Source organism: Micromonospora sp. NPDC005298, from assembly GCF_040607375.1.
GTDB lineage: Bacteria > Actinomycetota > Actinomycetes > Mycobacteriales > Micromonosporaceae > Micromonospora.
Genome location: NZ_JBEXGP010000001.1, coordinates 654004 through 675882, shown reverse-complemented (window position 1 = coordinate 675882; position 21879 = coordinate 654004). Strand labels below are relative to the sequence as shown.

Here is a 21879-nt window from a genome sequence, read left to right as displayed (position 1 = left end):
CGACACCCGCCCGTCGGGCAGGATGGGTCCGTGGCGGATGCGGTGGTCTTCGACCTGGACGGCGTGATCGTGGATTCCGAGCCGGTGTGGGAGGAGGTCCGGCGGGCGTACGTGGCGGCGCACGGCGGCACCTGGCAACCGGACACGCAGCGCCGGTTGATGGGCATGAGCACCGGCGAGTGGGCGCACTACCTCAGCGGCGAGCTGGGGGTGGACCGCACCGCCGGGCAGGTCGCCGACGAGGTGGTCGAGGAGATGACCCGGCGCTACCGGGATCACGTACCCCTGATCGACGGTGCCGACGAGGTGGTGCGTCGGTTGGCCGCGCGGTGGCCGCTGGGGCTGGCGAGTTCGTCGCCGACCCGGCTGATCGCGGCGGCACTGGCCGCCACCGGCCTCACCGACGCGTTCGTGACGACCCTGTCCACCGAGGAGACCGAACGCGGTAAGCCGGCGCCGGACGTGTACCTGAGCGTGGCGCGGCACCTCGGCGTGGACCCGGCTCGTTGCGTGGCCGTGGAGGACTCGTCGAACGGGGTCCGGTCCGCCGCGGCGGCGGGAATGCGGGTGGTGGCGGTGCCGCACGGGTCGTACCCTCTCGACCCGGACGCGGCGGGGCTGGCCGTGGTGTCGCTCGCCGCGATCGGCGAGTTGACCCCGGAGCTGGTGGACGACCTGGGTTGATCGAGGCTGAGCCGGGTACCGCAGCCGCGGTGCTCGGCGCGGATGCCGTGCAGGGTGAGGAGACCACGGATGAAAGCCATCGTGTACGAGCGCACCGGCGATCCTTCGGTGCTGGAGCTGGTCGACCGGCCGGTGCCGGAGCCGGGTGCGGGCGAGGTCCTGGTCCGGGTGGCCGTCTCGGGGGTGAATCCGACGGACTGGAAGTCCCGCCGCTCCGCCGCGCCGCAGGGGTGGCAGATCCCCGGGCAGGACGGCGCGGGTGTGGTGGAGGCGGTCGGCGAGGGGGTCGGCGGTGAGCTGATCGGTGAGCGGGTCTGGATCTGGGAGGCGGCCTGGCAGCGGCCGTGGGGCACCGCCGCGGAGTACACGCTGGTGCCGGTCCGGCAGGTCGTACGCCTGGGTGACGCCTCGTTCGAGGTGGGGGCCGCCCTGGGCATCCCGTTCCTCACCGCGCACCGCTGTCTGACCGCTGGTGAGTTCATGCCTGACGCGCTGCGCGCCGGCGCGCTTGCCGATCACACGGTGCTGGTGCAGGGCGGGGCGGGTGCGGTCGGCAACGCGGCGATCCAGTTGGCCCGCTGGGCCGACGCGACGGTGATCGCCACGGTAAGCAGCGCGGAGAAGGCGCAGCTCGCGGCGGCGGCCGGCGCCTCCCACGTGATCAATTACCGGGAGCAGGACGTGGTCGAGGAGGTCCGTCGGATCGCCCCCGACGGGGTGCACACGATCGTGGAGGTCTCGCCGGCCCGGAACGCCGCCATCGACGTACAGGTGTTGCGGCACGGCGGCGCGGTCTGCATGTACGCCGACGACGGCGGGGGCGAGGTGACCATCCCGATCCGGCCGATGATGGTGCCGAACGCCCGGTGGCAGTTCGTGCTGGTGTACACGGAGCCGAAGGCGGCCAAGGCGCAGGGGGTGGTCGACGTGGCGGCGGCGGCCAACCAGGGCGGTATCCGGGTCGGCGCGGAGGCGGGCCTGCCGCTGCACCGCTATGCGCTGGCGGAGGCGGCCGCCGCACACCAGGCGGTGGAGGACGCGGCGGTGGGCAAGGTGCTGATCAGCACCAGCGACGCCTGATCGGGTCGCTCGGCATCCGATTTCCCCGTCATCGGGACAAAGGCGAACAAGTTTCGCAACAATGACAGTGCGGGTCGCCCCGCGTGGAAAGGGCGGCCCCGGCGCGGTGCGAACGCCGGGGCCGCCCCCTGGGGAGGAATGTCAGGAGTAATCCCTCACCCACCAGGCGACGGTGCCTGGAAAAACGTTACGGGGCTGTCAGCTCCCGGACACTCAGCTCGCCCCCGGCGTACTGCGAACGGACGACCTTCTTGTCGAACTTGCCGACGCTCGTCTTCGGCACCGCGTCGATGAACGCCCACCGCTCGGGCAACTGCCAACGGGCCACCGACCCGGCCAGGAAGTCACGCAGCTCCTCGGCGGTCACCGAGGCGCCCTCGCGGACCACCACCGTCGCCAGCGGCCGCTCGTCCCACCGCTCGTCGGGCACGCCCACCACGCACGCCTCCAGCACCGCCGGGTGCGCCATCAGCGCGTTCTCCAACTCCACCGACGAGATCCACTCACCACCGGACTTGATCACGTCCTTGGCGCGGTCGGTCAACGTGATGTACCCGTCCGGCGAGAGCGTGCCCACATCCCCCGTACGCAGCCAGCCGTCCCGGAACTTCTCGGGGTCCGGGACGTCGTCGCCGACGTACCGCGCGGTCACCCACGGCCCCCGGACCTCCAGCTCCCCCACGGCGGTGCCGTCGGCGGGCATCGGCTCGCCCAGCGGGCCGACGATGCGCGCCTGCACGCCTGCCGGCACCCGTCCCTGTGTGTAGCGGTACTGCCACACCTGCTCACCGCTCGCCCCGGCGGGCGGGCGGGAGACCGACCCCAGCGGGGACATCTCGGTCATCCCCCAGGCGTGGATGACGTCGACCCCGTGCCGCTCGTCGAACGCGTGCATCAACGCCGGCGGACACGCCGACCCGCCCACGATCACCTCGGTGAGCGAGGAGGTGTCCACGTCGTGGTCGTCCAGGTACGCCAGCAGGTCGGTCCAGATCGTCGGCACCGCGCCGGCCAGGGTGGGCCGCTCGGCGGCGATCATCTCGGCGATCGGCGCGGCCTGGAGGAACCGGTCCGGCATGATCATCGACGCGCCGGAGAGGAACGCCGCGTACGGCAGGCCCCACGACATGGCGTGGAACATCGGCACGATGGCCAACTCCCGGTGGGTCGGCCCGAGACCGAAGCCCTCCGGCATGCAGACCTGCAACGAGTGCAGGTAGATCGACCGGTGCGAGTACGCCACACCCTTCGGGTTGCCGGTGGTGCCGGAGGTGTAGCAGAGCGCCGCCGCGTCGCGCTCGTCCACCTCGGGCCAGTCGTACACGTCGGGACGGTCGGCGAGGAGCGCGTCCCAGTGGTGCACGGTGATCCGGTCGCCGGACGCCGCGACCAGCGGAGCCGGATCGCCGCCGCCGACCACCACCACGTGCCGCACCGTGGTCAGCTCGCCGATCACCCGGGCCAGCAGCGGAATGAGGGTGCTGTCCACCAGCACCACCCGGTCCTCGGCGTGGTTGGCGATGTAGACGACCTGGTCGGGAAAGAGCCGGATGTTGAGGGTGTGCAGCACCGCGCCCATGCTCGGCACCGCGAAGTAGGCGACCAGGTGCTCGTTGTTGTTCCACATGAAGGTGGCGACCCGCTCGTCGCCGGTCACCCCGCACTCGTCGCGCAGCGCGTGTGCCAGCCGGGCGGCCGTCCTGCCCACCTCGGCGTACGTCATCCGGCGGGGTTCGGCGCCGGTCCAGGTGACCACCTCCGCCGCGCCGTGCACGGTGGCGCCGTGGTCGAGGATCCGGGAGACCTGAAGGGGGGCGTCCATCATCGTGCTACGCATGGGTAACAAGCTAGTGTCGCCGGTCACACCTTGGGAACCCCCGTAAATTGTCGCAGGTGAGCATCTCCTGGGCCGATTCGTACGTGGGACAGTTACGCGCGCTCGCCGGGGACCGGACGCTGATGTTCGTCGGCGCCCGTGCCGTGGTCAGCGACAACGCCGGACGCATCCTGCTGATCCAGCGTTCCGACAACGGCCAGTGGGCCATGCCCGCCGGGGCGATGGAACTCGGCGAGTCGATCGCCGACTGCGCGGTGCGGGAGGTCCGCGAGGAGACCGGGCTGCGGGCGCTGCGGGTGTGCGCGTTCGCCCTCTACACCGGCCCGGACCGGACCAGCACCAACATGTACGGGCACACCTACCAGGTCTTCACCACGGCGTTCAAGGTCGAGGAGTGGGACGGGCAGCTCAGCCGGACCACCGACGAGACCACCGACGCCGGCTTCTTCCCCCGGGACCGGTTCCCCGCACCGCTCTCCTCCTCGGTCCTGGAAACACTTGCCGACCTGGACGTCTTCGAGCAGACCAACCGCCTGATCCTCAAGTAGGAAGGCCCCGGAGCCGGTTGACTCCGGGGCCTCACCTTGTCGGATCAGGTCGCCGGCACCACACCGACGTCGATCGTCACCACACCGCCGTCCACCACCTCGATCACCGCGCTGTCGCCGTAGGGGGCGTTGTACGGCGACTCCGGCACCAGGGTGACGTCCGAGTCGGTGGCGTCGTCCCCGACGTCCGGGGTGGTGGGCAGCCAGCCGTAGGTCAGCCCGGCCCGGACCACGTACCGTCCCGGCGGCAGCGCCCGGTCGTAGCCGCCGTAGATCGAGAATCCGGACGTGGGTGCCTCGATCGGGGACTCGCCCTCGGGGATGAACGTCAACCTGTTCACCGGCGGCTCGTAGCCGATCAGCGGCTCACCGGCGTCCCGCTGGCCGTCGCGGTCCTCGTCGTACCAGCCGGTGCCGCGAACGCTGCCCTGCGGCAGGTAACTGGTCGTCGCGGAACGGCTGTTGTTGGCCTGGTCGGTGTCCGGGTTCGTGGAGATCACCCCGGCGGTGAAGGTCAGCTGACCGGCAGGCGTACCGGCGCCGACCGTGACGTCGAGCGGAAGGTAGTGGTACTCCCCCCGGTACACGGCGTCCCGCTGGCACTCCCAGTACCAGACGCCGGTCCCGGCCTCCTGCCCCGGAGCACAGGCCCAGTCCGGATTGCCGGCGCCGCCGCCGGCCGTCGGCCGCACCGTGGGGGCGAGCGTCAGGCGGACCCGGACGTTCTCGGCCGGCTGGTCGGACAGGTTCTCCACCACCACACCGACCGGCACGGTGTCACCCGCGACCACCTGGTCGTCGAGGAGCACCACGTTGGTGACCGCGATGTCGGTGGCGTCCACCGGGCCGGGTCCGACGTAGCGGTACAGCACGTCCGTCTCGTTGTTCGAGTCGGTCAGCCACTCCGTGCTGGACGTGGTGACCCGACCGCGCACGCCGAAACGTTCGCCGTCGGTGCCGGCCGCGGCCCGCATCGGGACGGTGAGGGCGGTGGTGGTGTCCGGGGCCAGCGGACCTGCGGTGCAGACCAGCGGCGTCGACGCCAGGTCGCAGGCCCAGCCAGCGCCGGACGGCGCACCGTCGAGCGTGACACCGGCCGGCCGGTCGATGACCAGCCGGAGGTCCCGCGCGGTCGCCGTCCCGACGTTCTTGACTGTGAACATCGGCTCGATCGGGCCGCCCTCGAGCGGTACGTCCGTCTCGCCCCACACACCGGTGTCCGGGCCGGGCAGCAGATCCAGGTCCGCGTTGTGCGCGTAGGTCACCCGGACCTGGTCGGTGTTGTTGGTCCTGGTCACCTCGCGGGCGGTGGTCGAGACCGTCGCCCCGATCGTGGCGACCGTCCCGGCCGGGCCGAGCGGCAGGCCGAGGTAGATCTGCAGCGGCTCGGCCGAGCCGCCGGCCGGCACCGGACCGTAGATGTGGACGCACTCGAACGTGGTGTGGTCGCACCGCCAGGCCGGGCCGCCGACGATCGAGCTGCCGGCGGGCAGCCTGAAGGAGACCTTGACGTCGTTCACGCCCGCCGCGCCGATGTTGTCGACGGTGGCCCGTACGACCACCTCCGCGTGATCCGGTCGGATCAGGGCCGAGGAGCTGACGGTGGTCAGGTCGAGCCGCAGGTCGGCCCGGCCGGCTGCGGAGGCTGCGACCGGAGTCGCCGCGACCGCTGCGGCTGCGGTGAGCAGCGCGAGGCCGGCGCCGAGCAGGCGGCGCCCGAGATGTTGAGACATGCACGTCCCCCGATTGGTAGGAGACCGCGCGCGGCCGGCGAGCCGGTCGCGGGCGGCACCGGCCGGTACGCCCCGTGCGGGCCGGCCGGGGAACCGCGCTCAGCGGTTCCCCCTGTAGGACGTCGACAACCATGATTCCGTTACATGATCGGGCCATCGTGGACGATGCCCGGAGCGGACCGCGACCTGGTGGTACGTTCGCCGTAGACCGCCACCGCTGGCGGCGAGGTCAGATCATCGTCTGGGACTTGGCCTCCATGTCGGCGGCCGCCTCCTCCTTGGACTCGCGGGTCAGCGGCTTGCCACCCGGTGCCGGAGCCTCGCCGCCGAGCGGGTCGGCACCGCCCTTGGCGCCCTGCGGACCGGCGCCGCGCAGTTCCTTGTTGGGCAGCGCCAGGGTGACCACCACGGCCACGATCGCGATCAGGCCGGCGGTCAGGAAGACCATGTCGAGCGCGTCGACGAAGGCGTTCTGGATCGCCGCCCGCACCGGCCCGGGCAGGGCCATGATGGTCGCCGGGTCGTTGATCGAGATGTTCGTGCCGCCGCTCGCCGCCACCTGCGCCTGCTGCTGCGGCGGGAGCTGGGCGATCGCGCCGGGCAGCCGGTCGGACAACCCCCCGGCGAGCCTCGTGGAGAGCACCGCGCCGAGGATCGCCACCCCGAACGAACCGCCAAGTGACCGGAAGAACGTCGCCGACGAGGTGCCGGCGCCCAGGTCGCGTACGGCGACCGCGTTCTGCACCGCGAGAACCAGGGACTGCATGCAGAGCCCCAGGCCGACGCCGATCACCACCATGAAGGCGAACGCGAGCCAGAGCGAGGTGCCCACCTTCAACTGGGTGAACAGGAACATGCCGACCAGCAGGGTCACCGACCCGGCGACCGGGAACCACTTGTACCGGCCGATCCGGCTCATCGCCCGCCCGGTGAGGATGGAGGTGACGATGATGCCGGTCATCATCGGCAGCATCAGCAGACCGCTGCGGGTCGGCGAGGCGCCCTTGACGATCTGGAGGTACAGCGGGATGAAGATGATCGACCCGAACATCACCAGACCGAGCACGAACCCGGCCGCGTTGGCGAGCGCGAACGTGGCGCTGCGGAACAGGCGCAGCGGCAGGATGGGTTCGGCGACCCGGGCCTCCTGAAGCAGGAAGAGCGCGGCGAGCACGGCACCCGCGACGAACAACCCGATGATCACCCCGGAGCCCCACGCGTACTCGCTGCCGCCCCAGCTCAACGCCAACAGCAGGCAGCTCACCCCGGCGACGAGCAGACCGGCGCCGAGCCAGTCGATCGCGTGGTCGCGGCGCTGGAACGGGATCAACCGCATCACGTGGTAGCAGACCACGATCGCCAGGATCGCCAGCGGCACGTTGATGTAGAAGATCCACCGCCAGTCGGTCTCGGCGAAGTAACCGCCGACCAGCGGCCCGGCCACCGACGAGATCCCGAAGACCGCGCCGAACAATCCCTGGTAGCGGCCACGCTCCCGGGGTGACACGACGTCCGAGATGATGGTGAACGCCAACGTCAGCAGACCACCGGCGCCCAGACCCTGGATGCCCCGGGTGACGATCAACTGGGTCATGTTCTGGGACAGCCCCGCCAGCAGCGACCCGACCAGGAACGTGCCGATCGAGAACAGGAACACCGGGCGGCGCCCGTACAGGTCGGCCATCTTGCCGTAGAGCGGCGTCGACGCCGTCGAGGCGAGCAGGTACGCGGTCACCACCCACGAGTAGTGGTTGATGCCGCCCAGCTCACCGACGATTGTCGGCAGGGCCGTACCGACGATTGTCTGGTCGAGTGCGGCCAGCAGCATCCCGGTCATCAGACCGATCATGAGCAGCCGGATCTGCTGACGGTTCAGCACCGGCGCGGCGGAGGCTTCGGTGGTCATCAAGCCCTCTTTCCCGACCAACAGGGAACATGCCCCCGCGCCACAAAAACCTCGCAACCCCGTACAGCACAATGATCAAGAGGTTTGCGTCATCCGACTCGCGCGTCGTGACGCAAACCTCTTGATCAACGGTGGCCGGGCCGGGGCCCGGGACGGGCCGGGGAGGGTCAGGCGAAGGTTTTGGTGATCTGGGCGCAGAAGGCGGGGAGGTCGTCGGGGTTGCGGCTGCTGGTCAGGTTGCCGTCCGTCACACACTCCTCGTCGACCCATGTGGCGCCGGCGTTCGTCAGGTCGGTCCGCAGGGTCGGCCACGAGGTGATCCGCCTGCCCCGCACCACGTCGGCCTCGATCAGCGTCCACGGGCCGTGGCAGATCACCCCGACCGGCTTGCCCGCGTCGAAGAACGCCTTGACGAACCGCACCGCGTCCGGGTCGCCGCGCAGGAAGTCCGGGTTCGCCACCCCGCCGGGCAGCACCAGCGCGTCGTAGCCGCCCGCGTCCGCCTTGTCCGCGGTGACGTCCACGTCGTACGTCCTGGACTTGTCCAGGTGGTTGAACGCCTGGATGGAACCGGGCTTGAGCGAGACCAGCTCGGCCGTCGCGCCGGCCTTCTCGACCGCCTCGCGCGGCTGGACGTACTCGACCTCCTCCACGCCGTCGGCGGCCAGGAAGGCGATCCGCTTGCCCTGAAGTGTCGCTGCCATCTCGGTACATCTCCTTTCCGAGGGGTACCACAGTTCCCTTCCCGGCCCGCAACGCCCGAAACAGCCCCAGCCGGTAAGGAAGGGCACGACCCGTCGCCGCGCAGGTTTGTCCGGCAGGCCGCTGGGGACCCGGGGCGGCATGGCAGGAGCAGCAGCGGAGCAGCGCCGGCTCGCCACCGTCGTGGAGAGCTGGCTCGGACGCCCGGTCCTCGTCGTCGGCGACGCCATGTTGGACGAGTGGCGGTTCGCCGAGTCCGACCGGCTGTGCCGGGAGGCACCCGCCCCGGTCCTCACCCTGCGTCGGCGGATCTCCGCCGCCGGCGGGGCCGCGAACACCGCGGTCAACGTGGCCACCCTGGGCGGCCGGGCCGTGCTGGTCGCACCCGTGGGCGCGGACGTCGCCGGCGACGAACTGCACGACTGCCTGGACCGCGCCGGCGTCTGGGACCGTACGGTCAACCAGCCGGGCCGGCCCACCCCGGTGAAGCGGCGGATGCTGGCCGGCAACCAGATCCTGCTCCGGGAGGACTCCGGCGACCCGGACGACGCCCTCGACCCGGAGGGCGTGAGCCGGCTGCTCACCGCCCTGGACTGCGCCACCGAGGAGCTGCGGGCCGCCGCTGGCGGGGAGGCCCCGACCCTGGTGGTCTGCGACTACGGTCTCGGTGCGCTGCCCGCGCCGGTGCGCGCCTGGCTGGTCGAGCAGCGGGAGCGGTACGCCACCGTCGCGCTGGACGCCCACGACCTGGCCGACTGGCGGGGCCTCGCGCCCACCGTGGTCACCCCCAGCTTCGCCGAGGCGACCCGACTGCTGGCCCGCGCCGGCGGTGCGACGCGACCGGCGACCGGCCTGCACCTGGAACACCCCGACCACGACCCGGCCGACGGCCCGTCCGAGTTGAGCGTCGGCGCCGCACCGGGCGGAGCCCGCGCCGACGACGGCGACGACCGCCCCGGGCCGGTCGGTGAGCCCACACCGGGCGAGGGCCGGGTCGCCCTGACCGGTGACGGGCTCAGCGTCACCGGCACCGGCGTCACCGTGAACACCGAGGCCGGGGCGGGAGTCGACCGGGCCGTACTGGCCGAGTCACGCCTCGCCGAACTACGCGCGCACACCGGGGCGGACGTGGTCGCGGTGACCCTGGACACCGAGGGCGCGGTGGTCGGCGGCGCCGACGGGGAGCGGCGGCGCAGCCACAGCACGCCCGTTCCGGCGAGCCACGCCGTGGGCGCCGGCGACGCGTACCTGGCGGCGATGACGCTGGCGCTGGCCGCCGACGCGCCGCTGCCCACCGCCGCGCAGCTCGCTCAGCTGGCCGCCACCATCACGGTCTCCGACACCGGCACCTGCGTGTGCCGGCGCGAGGACCTGCTGACCGCGCTCGACCTGCCGCCGGACGCCGCCGGGCATCCCTCGCTGGTCGGCACCGACGAGTTGGAGGCGCTCGTCGCCGAGCACCGCGAGGCGGGACGGTCGGTGGTGTTCACCAACGGCTGCTTCGACGTGCTGCACCGGGGACACGTCCGCTACCTGGAACAGGCCCGCGCCCTGGGCGACCTGCTCATCGTCGCGGTCAACTCCGACGGCAGCGTCCGCCGCCTGAAGGGCCCGGACCGGCCGGTCAACCCGGTCGAGGACCGTGGCGCCCTGCTCGCCGCGCTGTCCTGCGTGGACCACGTGGTGGTCTTCGAGGAAGACTCACCCGCCGAGCTGATCGAGGCCGTCCGCCCCGACGTGTACGTCAAGGGCGGCGACTACCCACCGGAGCTGGTGCCCGAGGCGCCGCTGGTGCGCCGGCTGGGCGGTCAGGTGCGCACCCTGGGGTACGTGCCGGACCGGTCCACATCCGCGATCATCGAGCGGATCCGGGCGCACAGCCAGGACCGGGAACCCGAGCCGGCCCGGGAAACCGACCCGCCGGTGGACACCCGCACCCGCGCGTCGTGAACCGCCCCCTGGACCTCGACACGCCTGCGGACTTCCGTACCGGGCGGCTGGTCGATGTGCTGATCCCCACCCGCAACCGGCCGGCCGAACTGGCGGTGACCCTGGCCGGGCTCGCCGCCCAGGACGAGGTGCCCGGGTTCGGGGTGGTGGTCAGCGACCAGTCCGACGGCGACCCCGCGTACGCCCACCCGGCGGCGGCCACCATGGTCCGGGCGCTCCGGCATCGGGGCCACCCGGTGCTGCTGACCCGCCGGCTGCCCCGGCGCGGGCTGGCCGAACACCGCGCGTACCTGCTCGCCGCCTCGGCGGCCCGGTACGTCCTCACCCTCGACGACGACGTCTGGCTGGAACCGGGGGCTCTGCACCGACTGGTCGTCGCGATCGAGGAGCTGGGCTGCGGGTTCGTCGGCAACGGCGTGCACGGCCTGTCGTACGTCGACGACGTCCGACCGGAGACGCACGGGCACTACGAGGAGTGGACCGGGCCACCCACCCCGGAGCGGATCCGGCCCGGCACCCCGCAGTGGGACCGCGCGCGGATTCACTCGGCGGCCAACCTGCTGCACGTCACGGCACAGGTGGCACTGCCACCCGGGGCGTGGCGCGCGTACAAGGTCTCCTGGATCGGCGGGTGCGTGCTCTACGACCGGGCGAAGCTCGTCGACTCCGGCGGGTTCGACTTCTGGCGCCGGGTGCACGAGAAGCACCAGGGCGAGGACGTCGCCGCCCAGCTCGCCGTGCTGGCCCGGCACGGTGGGGCGGGCATCCTGCCCAGCGGCGCCTACCACCTGGAGTCCCCCACCACGGTCACAGAACGGGACGTGGAGGCGTGGGAGGTCGTCCTCGCCGACGAGGACACCCCGCAGCCGGCCTGAGCGCCGTCACCCGCCGAGCAGGTCCCGAGCGGCCTCCAGCACCTCGATCACCGGCACGTCGGTGACGAACGAGTCGCGGTGCGGGCAGTCACCGTCGCCGGGCCGGTGCGGGTAGATGCCCGGCGTGCAGTCCACCCCGCAGACCGGGCAGTGCACCATCCAGGAGCTGATCGGCCGGTGCCGGCCACGCAGCGGATTCGCCGTGGTGATCAGGTTGCCGACCCAGAAGATGCCCACCGTCGGCGTACCCACCGCGGCGGCCAGGTGCACCGGGCCGGTGTCGTTGGAGACGACGAGGGCGCAGTCGGCGTAGCAACCGACCAGCCCGCCGAGGCTCAACGTGCCCACCTGCGGTCGGACCGGCACCCCGGCCGCCGCCACGACCCGGTCCACCACCTCCTGCTCGGCGGGCGTACCGGTCACCAGCACCTCGTACCCGTCGTCGTGCAGCGCACGGGCCACCTCGGCGAAACGCTCGGCGGGCCAGCGGCGGCGGGTGTCGGTGGCTCCCGGGTGCAGCGCCACCCGGGGCCGGTCGGCCGGCCCGAGCACCCGGGCCGCCTCGGCCCGGTCGTCGCCGGTGACGGCCAGCGTCGGCACGATGGTGGTCGCCGGGGCGCCCACCAACCCGACCACCTCCAGGTAGCGGATCACCTCGTGCTGGTAGTAGATGTACGGCAGGCACCGGTCCAGCGGCGGTGCGTCGTCGGCGCGCAGGCCGACGGTCAGCCGGGCGCCAAGCCGACTGACCAACGGATTCGAGTTCGCGCCACCGCCGTGGATCTGCACCGCCACGTCGAAGTCCGCACCGACGGCGGCGGCCACGAAGTCGTCGATCGACGACTCCGGCTCACCCGGCTCCGGCGTACGGATGCCGGGCGCGGGCGGCACCACCAGCACCCGGTCCACCGGACCGGGCCGGTTCCGCCACAGCTTCACGTGCCACGGCGCACCCAGCAACACGATCTCCGCCGAGGGGTACGCGGCACGCAGCGCGTCGAGCGCCGGCAACGCGAACACGAAGTCACCGAGCGCGTTCGCGCGCAGCACGGCGATCCGCCGCACGTCGGGGACGCGCCCAGCCGTCGGACCGAGCAGGGACGGGGTGGCCACGCGGCCGCTACGGCCTGTCGATCTCGCCGGCGGTGTCCGGGTGGTGCAGCTCCCGGTCCGCAGCAGGATCGGCGGGCAACGGCGTACCCCCGGAGAGGTTGCCGGAACGCGGCCCGGTGCGGCCGACGGTGATGGTGCGCGGCGTGGGCCGCGTCGCACGGGGCACCCGGACGCGCAGCAGCCCGTGGTCCATGACGGCGTCGATGCCGTCGGGGTCGACCCGGGACGGCAGGTCGATCCGGTACTCGAAGCCCCGCGTCTCGAAGCCGCCAGGGATGCCCTGGTCGGCGTTGACCTCCGCCTCGGAGCGGGCCCGCACGCACAGCTCCCGGTCGTCCAGCTCGACCGCCACCTCCTCCGGCGCCACGCCGGGCAGCCGGACGATTACCTCCCAACCGTCGGAGGTCTCGGTCAGCTCGACGTCTGACGACGCGGACCGGCCACCCACCAGGCGACTCAGCTCGGCGCGCAACGACTGCAACTCTCCCATCGGGTCCCAGCCCTGCTGGCGGCCTCGCCACCCCCGACTGAAACCGCCGCTCTGCTGCTCGCTCATCTCACCTCTCCGATCCGCTGAGGGGCCGTGGTCGGCCGCAGGGAGCTGGGCGCGTCCAGGCCGGCGTCCCTGTCGACGCCCACGCCGAGCCGGTCGACCAGCTCGCCGCCGAGCCAGGCACTGATACCCAGGATCGCCACGGCGACGATCTCGATCGCGACAAGGGCGCCACCTGCGGCCCGGGAGTCCGCGTTGAGCCGGACCGCCCAGACAGCCGCGAAGAGCAGGATCACCGCGACGTTCGCCCCCGCGTGCAGCAGACCCACCCGCTTGGCGCGGGTGCCGGTCGGGATCGCCAGCAGATCGAAGGAGCCGGCCGCCGCCGCGAGCAGGCCGCCGATCAGACCGACAGTGATGTTCCAGTACGCGACCTCGCCGAGGAAGTCGGGACCGCCGACCGTGTCCACCACGTCGAACAACACGGCGGTGACCAGCAGCGCGACCGGAAACATGACAAGCATCGGATGGACTGGGTGACCCAGCACCTTGAGTCGGCTCTCCATCTCCGGGCCTCCACGTGTCGGCTGCACTGCGCGACGGTCTCCTACGGCGGCCGTACCCCCGAAGACCCGGCGCAAACCTCGCGCTGGTCACGGCGGCATAGGCTGGCGAATGGTGGTACCCGCCACCGACTCAACGGTCGAGGAGGATCGACGTGACGGTGGAGATCACCTCACACGAGGAACTGCGCGACCTGCTCGGCGTGCCGCACCCGAGAGCCGCCAACAAGGACCGCCCCCGACTGCACGAGCGCGACCGCGACTGGCTGGCCGCCTCGCCGTTCTGCCTCGTGGCCACGGCCGGGGCGGACGGCACCTGCGACGTGTCGCCCAAGGGTGACCCGGCCGGGTTCGCCCTGGTGCTCGACGACACCACCATCGCGCTCCCCGAGCGGCCGGGCAACAAGCGGGCCGACGGCTACCGCAACATCCTCGACAACCCGCACGTGGGGCTGCTCTTCATGATCCCCGGCCGCACCGACACGCTACGGATCAACGGGCGCGCCCGGCTCGTGCGCGACGCGCCCTGGTTCGACGACATGGTGGTCAAGGGGCACCGGCCGATCCTCGCCGTCGTGGTGGAGATCGAGCAGATCTTCTACCACTGCGCGAAGGCGTTCCTGCGCTCCGAGCTGTGGCGGCCGGAGACCTGGCAGCCGGACGCGCTGCCGACCCGCGCCCGACTGATCAAGGAGGTCGAGGCGCCGGCGGAGAGCCTGGAAGACCTGGAACGGCACTACGGCCCGGAGTACGCGAAGACCATCTACGCCTGACCGGGACCACCCGCACCGCTCACTCCGGGACGGCCGACACCGTCCACAGGTGACCGTCCGGGTCGGCCACGGTGCCCTCGTACCCCCAGGGTTGCGCGGTCGGCTCGGTGACCACCTCTGCACCGGCGGCGCGTGCCCGCTCGACTGTCGCGTCCACATCGGCGGTCGAGGCGACGCCGAGGCTCAGCACGCACTCGCTCTGCCCCCGCACGGCGACCTCGTTCGCACCGATCACCCAGCCGAAGCCGCCGGTCGGGATCAGCATCAGCCGCAGCCCGTCGTTGACCACGAACTGCAACGGCTCCGGAAGGCCGTCGTCGGCCAGCTCGCCCACCGCGTCGAGGCCGAGGCCGTCCCGGTAGAAGCGGTACGAGGTGGGACGGTCGGCGATGGGCAGGCAGACGGTCACCGGCGCGAAGGTCATTGTCGGGCGCCTCCAGAAACGTGGACGGGCACGGTCACCGCACCAGTATTCGCTGAACTAGCGTGGCCGTGGTGACCGTAGACGACTGGTTGGCAGACACCCGCACCTCCTACGACACGGTCGCCGTCGACTACACGCACCTGGTGCGCGACTTCCTGGCGGACGCACCGTACGAACGAGCCGCCCTGGCGCTGTTCGCCGAACTGGTGGCCACCGCCGGAGGTGGACCTGTCGCCGACGTCGGCTGCGGGCCGGGGCGCATCACCGCCCACCTGCACACACTCGGCGTCGACGCCTTCGGGATCGACCTGTCGCCCGGGATGATCGCCGTGGCCCGCCGCGACCACCCGGACCTCGGGTTCACGGTCGGCTCGATGACCGACCTCGCTCTGACCGACGGCTCCGTGGCCGGCCTGATCGCCTGGTACTCGCTCATCCACATCCCCGACGACCAACTCGGCGGGGTCCTCGCGCACTTCCGGCGGGTGGTACGCCCCGGCGGTCCGCTGCTGCTCGGCTTCCACGTGGGCGACGAAACGACCCTCAAGACGGAGGGCTACGGCGGCCACCCCATGAAGATCCGGGTGCATCGCCGCCAGCCGGCCCAGGTGTCCGCCCGACTGCGGGAGAGCGGATTCCGGGTCGAGTCGGAGACGACCCTCACATCGCCGGAGAGCAAGCTCGGCGCGATCATCTTCGCCCGCCGGGAGCCCTGAACTCACGCCCGGATGCCCGTGCCCTGGCAACGCGCCGACCCTGCGGCGCGGCACCCCGGCGGCGCGGCACCCCGGCAAGATCGTGCTCGATCCTGGATGTAGTGGTCTCACCGCCGCGTCAATGCCACTAGATCCCGGATCGAGCGTGATCATGCAGGGTTCGGACCCTGGGAGCGCGCCGCCCGCCGGGAGCGGACGGACCGCGCGGTGGTCGTCGGCGAACCGGAAGCGACGACCATACGCGCAGCCTGCGGATACCGCTGCGATCAACCGCGGTGGGCGGCGGTACGACTCCACTGCTCCCGCAATTCGCCGAAGACCTGGTGGAATTCGGGGAACGTCTTCTTCACGCATTCCGGATCGTCGAGCTCGATGCCATCGGCGCGGAGCCCGGTGACGCTGAAAGCCATGGCGATCCGATGATCCGCATGGCAATCGATCAGCGCGGGCCTGGGTCGGCCGGGCCGAATTTCGATCCAGTCGCGGCCCGTTGCCACCTCGATGCCCATTGCGTCCAGGTTCTTGGCGCAGGCGTCGAGCCGGTCGCATTCCTTCACGCGAGTGTTGTAGACGTCCTCGATTCGCACCGGACCGTCGGCGTAGGGGGCGATTGCCGCCAGCGTCGGCATGGTGTCGGAGATGTCACGCATGTTCACGGTCAGCCCGGTGAGCCGGCCGGTTCCGGTGACCGTGGTCCGGTCACTGTCGACTGTCACGTCGGCGCCCATCCGGCGAAGGATGTCGACGAATGCGATGTCGCCCTGCACGACCTCGGTGCCGAGGCCCGGAACGGTGACGGAATCGCCGGTCAGGGCCGCGGCCGCGAAGAAGTAGCTGGCCGTCGAGGCGTCCGGCTCGACGCGGTAGTCGCGGGCCGCATACCGCTGCGGGGGCACCGTGAAGGTGTCGTCGGCCCGCTCGACCGACACGCCGAAGTCGCGCATCATCCGGACCGTCATCTCCACGTACGGCCGCGACACCATGCCGGTGACCTGCACTTCCAAGCCCTCCGTCATGGCCGGCGCGGCCATCAGGAGCGGGGTGAGGAACTGCGAGGAGATGGAGGCGTCGAGGCGGAGCCTGCCACCGCGCAGTCGGCGGGCGTCGATGACGACGGGCAGATGATCGTCGCGGTCCTCGAATCGGAGATCGGCGCCGAGCTCCCGCAGCGCGGCGGTCATCGGCCCGACCGGGCGTCGGCGCATCTGTGGCGAGGCGTCGAACCGGAACTCGCCGTCTCCGAGGGCAGCGAGAGCGGGAAGGAAGCGGGACGTCGTGCCGGAGTCGCGACAGTAGACATCGGCGGAACGGGAGGGCGGACCGGCCGGGTCGCCGTCGATGCGCCAGACCTCGTCGGTGTCGGAGACCCGGTAGCCGAGTGCACGCAGCCCGGATCGGAACGCTTGCGTGTCGTCGGAATCCAGGGCACCGGTCAGTCGCGAGGTGCCCTCCGCCATGGCCGCGAGGAAGAGCGCTCGAGCCGTGACGGACTTCGATCCGGGAATCGGTACGTTCGTCAAAGTTCCCACCTCTGCCGTCTCCCGCCGCCCGGAAGAACGGCAACAGTCTACTTGCCGCGCCCGTTGGTGACCGTCTGTGGTACTGGCTACCGGCACGTGGGTGGCACGGCAAACTCAGGATGATGAAAGGGTGATCTCACTGGAATCTGCCCGACAGATCGCCAGATCTGCACTTTCGAACGCTGGAGGTTCCGTGGCCAAGGGCTACTGGGTCAGTGCGTACCACACCATTTCAGACCCTGAGAAGCTTGCTGCCTACAACAAGCTGGCCGGTCCGGCCGTGCAAGCCGGGGGCGGGCGGCTCCTCGCCCGTGGCGGTCGGGTCGTCGCACACGACGCCGGAATCGCCGAGCGCACCGTCCTGATCGAGTTCGACAGCTTTGAACAGGCCGTCGCGGCACACGAGAGTGAGGCCTACCAGGAGGCGCTGGTCGCCCTCTCCGACGGCGTCGAGCGCGACTTCCGCATCATCGAGGGCGTCGACTGACCGGAGGCTCGGTCGGCTCGGCGTTCGACTGCCGCCGCCGGTAGACCGGCTCCGGCTGGCCTCCGCGCGGCGGGCGACAGGTTGATGTTGACCGGCGGGACGAGGCGGTCGCCGAGCGGGATGCGGGCCAGGTTCGGACTGGCCGGCGGCGGTGTTGTCGACCTCCGGAAACGGCGAAGCCCAGGTCGATGACCTGGGCTTCCGTACCGAGCCGCCTGACGGAATCGAACCGTCGACCTACGCATTACGAGTCGGTCGCGGGCTGCTGGTCGGCGTGGTCCTGGCCCTCGTCCACCTGCGCCTGCGGTCCGCCGCTGTCCGCCGCTGGTCGCCGGCTTGGCTGCTCCGTTGGCTGCTCGCCTGCGACACACGGTTTAGGAAGGCAGTTGCGTTGCAAGCTGCAATGGCACTCTGAGCGGCGGAAGCGCTGGTTGCCCGACACATACCATCCCTGATCGTTCCGCGCATGTTCCGGATCTTGGGGGGGTTCCGCTCCGCGGCGCAGGCGGGTCAGCCGCCGGGCCGGCAGGTGACCCGCTATCGCTGTGCGACGGGCCAGTGCGGTGCTCGGGCCGGCACTATCGTGACCCGATGACGACCGACAGGTGGGCACAGTGGTTGTTGACGCGCCGAGACGGCGGAAGCGCCACCCTGCGCACCCGGTACGCCTCAGACCTGGCGTGGTTCCGTGACGGCGTCCTCGACCGAGCCGATCTGAAAACCGATGACGTCCTCCTCGACGTCGGATGCGGAACCGGATTGATCGGGTTCGGTGCGCTCGACCGTCTGGGCCCGGACGGCCGTGTCATCTTCAGCGACGTGTCGGAGGACCTGCTCGACCAGTGCCGGCGGATCGCCGACGGCGATGAGCGGTGCAGCTTCGTACGGTCGCCGGCCGAGGACCTTGCCGGCGTTGCGGATGCCTCCGTCGACGTCGTCTCCACCCGGTCAGTACTCATCTACTCCGACCGCAAAGCCACCGCGTTCGCGGAGTTCTTCCGAGTGCTGCGGCCAGGCGGAAGGCTCTCCCTCTTCGAGCCCATCAACCGCTTCCAGCTGCAGCACCGCCCTGACGAATTGTTCGGCTTGGGCGGCTCCCCCGTCCACGACCTGGTCGCCAAGGTCCGCAACGTGTACCAGGGGCGCACACAGCCCATGGTCGACTTCGACGAGCGCGACCTCATGACCTGGGCAGAGACCTCAGGCTTCGAGGCGGTGGAGCTGGACTACCGCGCCCAGCTCGACGTACCCGCCGAGCCGATCACCGACTGGGACGAAATCAAGCGGGTCGCCCCCAACCCCCTGGTCCCGACGTATGGCGAAGCCATCGCCGCCGCGCTGACCGACGACGAGCGCGAGCGCCTCGACGCGCACATGGCTGCCCTGGCAGCTGCCAGGACGCCTACCCGCCGCACGACGGCCATAGCGTTCCTCCGCGCGCTGCGGCCCTGAGGTCCAGGTCCACAATTGTCCGCTCCTGCTCCCAGGTCCGGCCGCCCGCTTGGCTGCTCGGGGAGCCCGGACGCCTTCGAGATCAGACGTTGAAGCGGAACTATGAGCCGCTACCCCGCTACCAGCGGCGACGCCTTCCGGCACCTGCTCACACGGCGTCTCGGATGGTCATCGTTGGTGGCTGGTTGACGACGTTTGACAGTGTCTTGTGCCCCCTGTGTGCCCCACACTGCCAGGACGGCTGGCCGACCTCGCCTCGTTGTTCAACCGGCCCGCCGACGTACGGGTACGTCCGTCGAGATACACCGCCTTGACTACTCGCCTTCGCTGCCACTTGGCGTTGTATTGATCAACGGCGGGGGCCTAGGGCGTGTCCTGCCGATCTTGTAGTGGTTGATCGTTGACGATGTGCCGGTGGTACGTCGTGGTGAATTGACTGACGAGGCGTGGGCGGTGATCGCGCCGCTGCTGCCTGAGTCGGGTGGTGCGCGGGGGCGGTGGCGGGATCACCGGCAGGTCATCAACGGGGTTCTGTGGAAGCTGCGTACGGGTGCGCCGTGGCGTGACTTGCCGGAACGCTTCGGGCCGTGGAAGACCTGCCACGAGCGGTTGCGGCGGTGGACTGCGGATGGCACGTGGGATCGGATCCTCGCTGCGGCGCAGGTCCATGATGACGGCACGCCGGTGCAGTGGACGATCAGCATCGACTCGTCGGTCGTGCGGGCGCATCAGCATTCCGCTGGTGCCCGCAAAAAGGGGGCTCCCCCTCAAGTCCGGCGACGCCTGGTGCGCAGGATGGCGAGGCCATCGGCCGGTCTCGAGGCGGACTGAGTACGAAGATCCACCTCGCGGTCGACGGACGTGGCCGGCCGTTGTCGATCCTGCTCACGCCCGGTCAGGCCGGCGATAACCCCCAACTCCTGGCGTTGCTGGATGCGATCGGGGTTAACGAGCGAGGGCCGGGCCGGCCCCGCAAGCGACCCGATGTGCTAATCGCCGACAAGGGCTACGCGCATGACTCGACTCGCCGAGCCCTGCGCCAGCGAGGTATCCGGCACGTCATCCCCGAACGCAGTGACCAGGTCGCCCGCCGTGTGGCCAAGGGCAGCGCGGGCGGCAGGCCACCGGCCTTTGACAAGCAGGTTCACCGCAAACGCAACGTCGTGGAACGCTGCTTCAACCGACTCAAGCAATGGCGTGACCTAGCCACCCGCTACGCCAAACGCGCATCGCTCTACCAGGCCAGCCTCGTCCTCATCGCCGCCATCATCTGGCTTCCATGATCGACAGGACAGGCCCTAGTCGACCAAAGCGGACCCTCTGCCTTGTAAGCTGCTGTTACGCCTAGCATCGATGGTCAGCGTTGGGCGTCGCCGGTTCCCCTATGACGGCCTGGAAACGGCAAGCTGGACCGCCGGCACCGGCAGGGCCGCACCGCGACCGAGGTGTCAGCGAAGGTCGACGAACTGCTGGAGCGTCGAAAGCGCGGCGGCGGCGTTCCGCTGAAGATCGAGACCGTCGAGCAGTGGCTGACCCACTGGCTGGAGAACATTGTCCAGCCGAACTCGGCGTGGGGCACCTACACGGCGTACCGGGCGCTGATCACCCGCTACGTCGTGCCGAACATCGGCGCGTGGCGGCTCGACGGGCACACCCGCCGCCTGGAGCCAGAGCACGTCGAAGCGATGTACCGGGTGATGCGCGAGACGCGCATCGTGCGCGGCAGCCGGACCGCCAGCGGGCCGGTCACCCTGTCCGAGGCGACCGTCCACAAGACGCACCGGATGCTCCGCAAGGCGCTCAACGACGCCGTACGCCGCGGCAAGGCGTCCCGCAACGTCTGCGACCTGATGCCACCACCCCGCTACCGGGGCAAGAAGGTCGACGCGTTGGCCCTCGCCGAGACCGAAGCCGTGATCCGCGCAGCCGCCGACGACGAGCTGGCTGCCCGCTGGCTCCTCGGTCTGCTGCTCGGCCCCCGCCAGGGTGAGACGCTCGGCCTGCGCTGGACGGCGGTGCACCTCGACCCGCCCGGCGGCGAGGAGCCGTCCGTCGAGCTGGAGAAGCAGATCCAGCGGCGGACGTGGCAGCACGGCTGCGACGACCCGGTCGCCTGCGTGGCCGAGCGGCACCGCACCGCGTGCCCGCCCCGGTGGGAGCACGGCTGCCGGGATCAGGCGTCGTGCCGGCCTCGGCCGCACCTGTGCCCGGCCCGGCGGGTGGGCGCCGGTTGCCGGCTGCACGTCCGGCCGTGCCCGCCACCGTGCCCGCCGGACTGCACTGGCCACGCCCAGCACTGCCCGAAGCGGCACGGCGGCGGCCTGGTCGAGGTAGAGCTGAAGACGGAGAAGAGCGTCCGGTCCCTCGTGCTGCCGACGGTGCTGGTCGACCTGCTCCGCGCCCACCGGGAGCGCCAGCAACGGGACCGGCAGCTACTCGGCCTCAAGTGGAAGGCCGATGGTCTGGTGTTCGCGCAGCCGGACGGCCGGGCGATCGACGCGAGCACCGACCAGCGGGCGTGGGAGGCGCTACTCCGGCGGGCCGGCGTCGCCGACGCGAAGCTCCACGCCGCCCGGCACACCGCCGGCACGATGATGGTCGCTTCCGGCACCGACACCCGGATCGTCCAGGAGATCCTGGGCCACACCCAGATCACGACCACGCAGATCTACGTGGACGTAGCGCAGAAGGTGAAGCGGGAGGCGGTCGACCGGGCGGTGTCCGCGCTCATGGACGGCAACCTCGCGGCGCTACTGCAACGCGACGCTGCAACGGACCGCGCAGACCGCTGATCTCCGGGGCAACGAGAAAGGCCCCGTGACCGTGACGTTTCGCCTGGTCACGGGGCCTTTGCCCTTGTGGAGCCGCCTGACGGAATCGAACCGTCGACCTACGCATTACGAGTGCGTCGCTCTAGCCGACTGAGCTAAGGCGGCAACGATCAGCAAGTGTACGGCACCGCCCGTCCGCCGGCCGAACCGGATACCCCTCCCCGCCCCCGTATCACCAAGCGGACATCGGCC

At 71.0% G+C, this 21879-nt stretch carries 20 protein-coding genes and 1 tRNA gene; 11 read left to right on the top strand and 10 right to left on the bottom strand.

The genetic code is table 11. From position 1 onward, the window contains the following. Nucleotides 1-30 precede the first annotated feature (30 nt). Both ABZS77_RS03290 and ABZS77_RS03285 read left to right on the top strand, forming a co-directional pair. Nucleotides 31-684 carry an HAD family phosphatase gene (locus ABZS77_RS03290; protein ID WP_354816325.1) on the top strand — a complete coding sequence of 218 codons (654 nt, stop codon included), beginning with the start codon at nt 31-33 and terminating at the stop codon, nt 682-684. A 69-nt stretch (nt 685-753) separates the two neighbouring features. Beyond that, nucleotides 754-1764: an NADPH:quinone reductase gene (locus tag ABZS77_RS03285; protein ID WP_354816322.1), complete on the top strand. Its 1011-nt coding sequence runs from the start codon at nt 754-756 to the stop codon at nt 1762-1764. A gap of 187 nt (nt 1765-1951) precedes the next feature. Here the strand turns inward: ABZS77_RS03285 and ABZS77_RS03280 are convergent, their stop codons facing one another. Continuing rightward, entirely contained in the window at nt 1952-3586 is a 1635-nt protein-coding gene (locus ABZS77_RS03280) for a fatty acid--CoA ligase (protein ID WP_354817160.1), read from the bottom strand. A gap of 71 nt (nt 3587-3657) precedes the next feature. On the opposite strand from ABZS77_RS03280, the gene ABZS77_RS03275 reads away from it, so the two are divergent. Then, nucleotides 3658-4149: an NUDIX domain-containing protein gene (locus ABZS77_RS03275; RefSeq protein WP_354816320.1), complete on the top strand. Its 492-nt coding sequence runs from the start codon at nt 3658-3660 to the stop codon at nt 4147-4149. A 44-nt stretch (nt 4150-4193) separates the two neighbouring features. Here the strand turns inward: ABZS77_RS03275 and ABZS77_RS03270 are convergent, their stop codons facing one another. The 3 genes from ABZS77_RS03270 to ABZS77_RS03260 form a co-directional block, all read right to left on the bottom strand. Beyond that, nucleotides 4194-5882: a hypothetical protein gene (locus ABZS77_RS03270; RefSeq protein WP_354816318.1), complete on the bottom strand. Its 1689-nt coding sequence runs from the start codon at nt 5880-5882 to the stop codon at nt 4194-4196. Between the two features lie 229 nt (nt 5883-6111). Then, entirely contained in the window at nt 6112-7788 is a 1677-nt protein-coding gene (locus ABZS77_RS03265; RefSeq protein WP_354816315.1) for an MDR family MFS transporter, read from the bottom strand. Nucleotides 7789-7955: 167 nt separating this feature from the next. Next, nucleotides 7956-8492 (bottom strand): type 1 glutamine amidotransferase domain-containing protein, encoded by a 537-nt coding sequence (locus ABZS77_RS03260; protein ID WP_354816312.1) that lies wholly within the window; start codon nt 8490-8492, stop codon nt 7956-7958. A gap of 139 nt (nt 8493-8631) precedes the next feature. Here ABZS77_RS03260 and rfaE2 point away from each other — a divergent pair, with 139 nt between their 5' ends. Then, on the top strand, nt 8632-10440 hold the full coding sequence (gene rfaE2 / locus ABZS77_RS03255; RefSeq protein WP_354816309.1) for a D-glycero-beta-D-manno-heptose 1-phosphate adenylyltransferase: 1809 nt from the start codon (nt 8632-8634) through the stop codon (nt 10438-10440). Continuing rightward, entirely contained in the window at nt 10437-11315 is an 879-nt protein-coding gene (locus tag ABZS77_RS03250; RefSeq protein ID WP_354816306.1) for a glycosyltransferase family A protein, read from the top strand. Before rfaE2 ends, ABZS77_RS03250 begins: the two co-directional genes overlap by 4 nt. Before the next feature lie 6 nt (nt 11316-11321). On the opposite strand, the gene ABZS77_RS03245 is transcribed toward ABZS77_RS03250, so the two are convergent. The 3 genes from ABZS77_RS03245 to ABZS77_RS03235 are packed head-to-tail and all read right to left on the bottom strand — an operon-like array spanning nt 11322 to nt 13487. Beyond that, a complete protein-coding gene (locus tag ABZS77_RS03245) occupies nt 11322-12428 on the bottom strand; it encodes a glycosyltransferase family 9 protein (protein WP_354816303.1) in 1107 nt (368 codons plus the stop codon). A gap of 7 nt (nt 12429-12435) precedes the next feature. Then, a complete protein-coding gene (locus ABZS77_RS03240; RefSeq protein ID WP_354816300.1) occupies nt 12436-12984 on the bottom strand; it encodes an Hsp20/alpha crystallin family protein in 549 nt (182 codons plus the stop codon). Further along, a complete protein-coding gene (locus ABZS77_RS03235; RefSeq protein ID WP_354816297.1) occupies nt 12981-13487 on the bottom strand; it encodes a DUF2231 domain-containing protein in 507 nt (168 codons plus the stop codon). The genes ABZS77_RS03240 and ABZS77_RS03235 overlap by 4 nt, the downstream gene beginning before the upstream one ends. Before the next feature lie 152 nt (nt 13488-13639). Between ABZS77_RS03235 and ABZS77_RS03230 the strand changes: the two genes are divergently transcribed. Beyond that, on the top strand, nt 13640-14257 hold the full coding sequence (locus ABZS77_RS03230; RefSeq protein ID WP_354816294.1) for a pyridoxamine 5'-phosphate oxidase family protein: 618 nt from the start codon (nt 13640-13642) through the stop codon (nt 14255-14257). Nucleotides 14258-14276: 19 nt separating this feature from the next. Here ABZS77_RS03230 and ABZS77_RS03225 read toward each other — a convergent pair whose 3' ends face one another. Beyond that, entirely contained in the window at nt 14277-14681 is a 405-nt protein-coding gene (locus tag ABZS77_RS03225) for a VOC family protein (RefSeq protein WP_354816291.1), read from the bottom strand. A gap of 71 nt (nt 14682-14752) precedes the next feature. Here ABZS77_RS03225 and ABZS77_RS03220 point away from each other — a divergent pair, with 71 nt between their 5' ends. Then, on the top strand, nt 14753-15397 hold the full coding sequence (locus ABZS77_RS03220; RefSeq protein WP_354816288.1) for a class I SAM-dependent methyltransferase: 645 nt from the start codon (nt 14753-14755) through the stop codon (nt 15395-15397). Between the two features lie 266 nt (nt 15398-15663). On the opposite strand, the gene aroA is transcribed toward ABZS77_RS03220, so the two are convergent. Then, nucleotides 15664-16917 carry a 3-phosphoshikimate 1-carboxyvinyltransferase gene (gene aroA / locus ABZS77_RS03215; protein ID WP_354816285.1) on the bottom strand — a complete coding sequence of 418 codons (1254 nt, stop codon included), beginning with the start codon at nt 16915-16917 and terminating at the stop codon, nt 15664-15666. A 193-nt stretch (nt 16918-17110) separates the two neighbouring features. Here aroA and ABZS77_RS03210 point away from each other — a divergent pair, with 193 nt between their 5' ends. From ABZS77_RS03210 to ABZS77_RS03195, 4 genes are all read left to right on the top strand, one after another. Then, a complete protein-coding gene (locus tag ABZS77_RS03210; RefSeq protein WP_354816282.1) occupies nt 17111-17404 on the top strand; it encodes a DUF1330 domain-containing protein in 294 nt (97 codons plus the stop codon). 591 nt (nt 17405-17995) lie between these two features. After that, nucleotides 17996-18856, top strand: a complete 861-nt coding sequence (locus tag ABZS77_RS03205) for a class I SAM-dependent methyltransferase (RefSeq protein ID WP_354816280.1) — start codon at nt 17996-17998, stop codon at nt 18854-18856. A gap of 414 nt (nt 18857-19270) precedes the next feature. Beyond that, a protein-coding gene (locus ABZS77_RS03200; RefSeq protein WP_354817157.1) for an IS5 family transposase occupies nt 19271-20139 on the top strand; the annotation gives its coding sequence in 2 pieces (ribosomal slippage) (nt 19271-19607 and nt 19607-20139; 870 coding nt in all). 162 nt (nt 20140-20301) lie between these two features. Next, nucleotides 20302-21648: a tyrosine-type recombinase/integrase gene (locus ABZS77_RS03195; protein WP_354816278.1), complete on the top strand. Its 1347-nt coding sequence runs from the start codon at nt 20302-20304 to the stop codon at nt 21646-21648. Between the two features lie 67 nt (nt 21649-21715). Here the strand turns inward: ABZS77_RS03195 and ABZS77_RS03190 are convergent. Then, nucleotides 21716-21792: transfer RNA gene (locus ABZS77_RS03190), tRNA-Thr, on the bottom strand. Nucleotides 21793-21879 lie beyond the last annotated feature (87 nt).

Bases quoted from the DNA above. Each gene is read 5' to 3' on its own strand.
- ABZS77_RS03270 (WP_354816318.1), bottom strand. From the start codon at position 5,882: ATGTCTCAACATCTCGGGCGCCGCCTGCTCGGCGCCGGCCTCGCGCTG.
- ABZS77_RS03240 (WP_354816300.1), bottom strand. From the start codon at position 12,984: ATGAGCGAGCAGCAGAGCGGCGGTTTCAGTCGGGGGTGGCGAGGCCGC.
- ABZS77_RS03265 (WP_354816315.1), bottom strand. From the start codon at position 7,788: ATGACCACCGAAGCCTCCGCCGCGCCGGTGCTGAACCGTCAGCAGATC.
- ABZS77_RS03235 (WP_354816297.1), bottom strand. From the start codon at position 13,487: ATGGAGAGCCGACTCAAGGTGCTGGGTCACCCAGTCCATCCGATGCTT.
- ABZS77_RS03225 (WP_354816291.1), bottom strand. From the start codon at position 14,681: ATGACCTTCGCGCCGGTGACCGTCTGCCTGCCCATCGCCGACCGTCCC.
- ABZS77_RS03280 (WP_354817160.1), bottom strand. From the start codon at position 3,586: ATGGACGCCCCCCTTCAGGTCTCCCGGATCCTCGACCACGGCGCCACC.
- ABZS77_RS03260 (WP_354816312.1), bottom strand. From the start codon at position 8,492: ATGGCAGCGACACTTCAGGGCAAGCGGATCGCCTTCCTGGCCGCCGAC.
- ABZS77_RS03205 (WP_354816280.1), top strand. From the start codon at position 17,996: ATGACGACCGACAGGTGGGCACAGTGGTTGTTGACGCGCCGAGACGGC.
- ABZS77_RS03285 (WP_354816322.1), top strand. From the start codon at position 754: ATGAAAGCCATCGTGTACGAGCGCACCGGCGATCCTTCGGTGCTGGAG.
- rfaE2 (WP_354816309.1), top strand. From the start codon at position 8,632: ATGGCAGGAGCAGCAGCGGAGCAGCGCCGGCTCGCCACCGTCGTGGAG.